The organism is Citrobacter sp. S55_ASV_140 (assembly GCF_018919505.1).
Lineage (GTDB): Bacteria > Pseudomonadota > Gammaproteobacteria > Enterobacterales > Enterobacteriaceae > Citrobacter > Citrobacter werkmanii.
This window is the reverse complement of sequence record NZ_JAHLQZ010000361.1, coordinates 1-1,886: the sequence shown is the minus strand read 5'-3', so window position 1 is coordinate 1,886 and position 1,886 is coordinate 1. Positions and strand designations below refer to the sequence as shown.

Annotated in this window: 2 protein-coding genes and 1 pseudogene; 2 read left to right on the top strand and 1 reads right to left on the bottom strand. The window is 51.4% G+C overall.

The annotated features are described in order from the left end of the window. A pseudogene (locus KQJ18_RS24785) lies at nt 1-148 on the top strand (MFS transporter); the annotation flags it as partial. Between the two features lie 53 nt (nt 149-201). Here the strand turns inward: KQJ18_RS24785 and metJ are convergent. Continuing rightward, entirely contained in the window at nt 202-519 is a 318-nt protein-coding gene (gene metJ, locus KQJ18_RS23760; RefSeq protein WP_003825168.1) for a met regulon transcriptional regulator MetJ, read from the bottom strand. A gap of 265 nt (nt 520-784) precedes the next feature. On the opposite strand from metJ, the gene metB reads away from it, so the two are divergent. Next, on the top strand, nt 785-1,886 hold a 1,102-nt coding region (gene metB, locus KQJ18_RS23755), incomplete at its 3' end, for a cystathionine gamma-synthase (RefSeq protein ID WP_216422921.1).

Here is a 1,886-nt window from a genome sequence, read left to right as displayed (position 1 = left end):
GGAAAATATTTATACGATGGCGAATCTCTTGCCGGCTTTGTGCCTGTTTTTGGCGGCGGTCATTCTGATTTATTGCTATCCATTGAACCGTAAAGAAACGCTCAAAATGGAAAAAACATTGAATAAAATCAATGGGATTAGTAAGTAATGTTGTGAAAGATGGCGGGAACAATCCCGCCTTCTTTCATCTTTCTCTAACGATCAGTATTCCCAAGTTTCCGGGTTGATACCCAGTTCACGCATGATTACCTTTGCTTCTTCCGGGATTTCATCACTGCGTTCTTTACGCAGGTCGTCATCGTTGGGTAGTGGTTGCCCGGTAAAAGCATGCAGAAACGCTTCACACAGCAGTTCGCTGTTGGTGGCGTGGCGCAGGTTGTTCACCTGACGACGCGTGCGTTCATCGGTAAGGATTTTTAACACCTTCAGAGGAATGGAAACCGTAATTTTTTTTACTTGCTCACTCTTCTTACCGTGCTCAGCGTATGGGCTGATATATTCGCCGCTCCATTCAGCCATGAGATACCTAATCCTCTTCGTCATTAATATTGAGGCCAGAACCTGAGCCCGGACCATAATTGCGCGTAGTTTATCGTAGTGGCGCGGCCCTGACACGAAGTAAGCCGACGCGGATGTACGCTAATGCATATAATTTTAACGGCTATTTGCGGTTTGCTCAATCTATACGCAAAGAAGTTTAGATGTCCAGATGTATTGACGGCTATCGTAACTATGATTAATCTGGTGCCTGACTTTTCACCGACTCAGCCAGGATCTCCTCTCTATGACGCGTAAACAGGCCACCATCGCAGTGCGTAGCGGATTAAATGACGACGAACAGTACGGTTGCGTTGTCCCGCCGATTCACCTCTCCAGTACCTATAACTTTACCGGCTTTAATGAGCCTCGCGCCCATGACTATTCACGCCGCGGTAACCCGACGCGCGATGTGGTTCAGCGCGCGTTGGCAGAACTGGAAGGTGGCGCGGGTGCGGTACTAACCAATACCGGCATGTCGGCGATTCATCTGGTGACGACGGTATTCCTGAAACCTGGCGATCTGCTGGTCGCGCCGCACGACTGTTACGGCGGCAGCTATCGCCTGTTTGACAGTCTGGCAAAGCGAGGCTGTTATCGCGTACTGTTTGTTGATCAAGGTGATGAGCGGGCGTTGCAGGCGGCGCTGGCGGAAAAACCGAAGCTGGTGCTGGTAGAAAGCCCAAGCAACCCGCTACTACGCGTGGTGGATATTGCGAAAATCTGTCAATTGGCGCGTGAAGCTGGTGCAGTCAGCGTGGTAGACAACACTTTTTTAAGCCCGGCACTGCAAAATCCACTGGCATTGGGCGCCGATCTGGTGTTGCATTCATGCACGAAATATTTAAACGGTCACTCAGACGTGGTGGCTGGTGTGGTGATAGCGAAAGATCCGGAAACGGTCACTGAACTGGCGTGGTGGGCGAATAATATTGGCGTGACCGGCGGCGCGTTTGATAGTTATCTGCTGTTGCGCGGCCTGCGTACTCTGTCACCGCGTATGGAGGTGGCGCAACGTAATGCTCAGGCGATTGTTGATTATCTGCAAACGCAGCCGCTGGTGAAAAAATTGTATCACCCATCATTGCCGAATAATCAAGGGCATGAGATTGCCGTGCGTCAGCAAAAAGGCTTTGGCGCGATGCTGAGTTTTGAACTGGATGGCGATGAGCAAACGCTGCGTCGCTTCCTTGGCGGGCTGTCATTGTTTACGCTGGCGGAATCGTTAGGAGGCGTTGAAAGTCTGATCTCCCACGCCGCAACCATGACACACGCGGGAATGGCGCCAGAAGCGCGCGCGGCGGCAGGGATTTCGGAAACGCTGCTGCGTATCTCCACCGGTATTGAAG

Excerpts from the sequence above, each read along its gene's own strand:
- metJ (WP_003825168.1), bottom strand. The coding sequence starts at position 519 with ATGGCTGAATGGAGCGGCGAATATATCAGCCCATACGCTGAGCACGGT.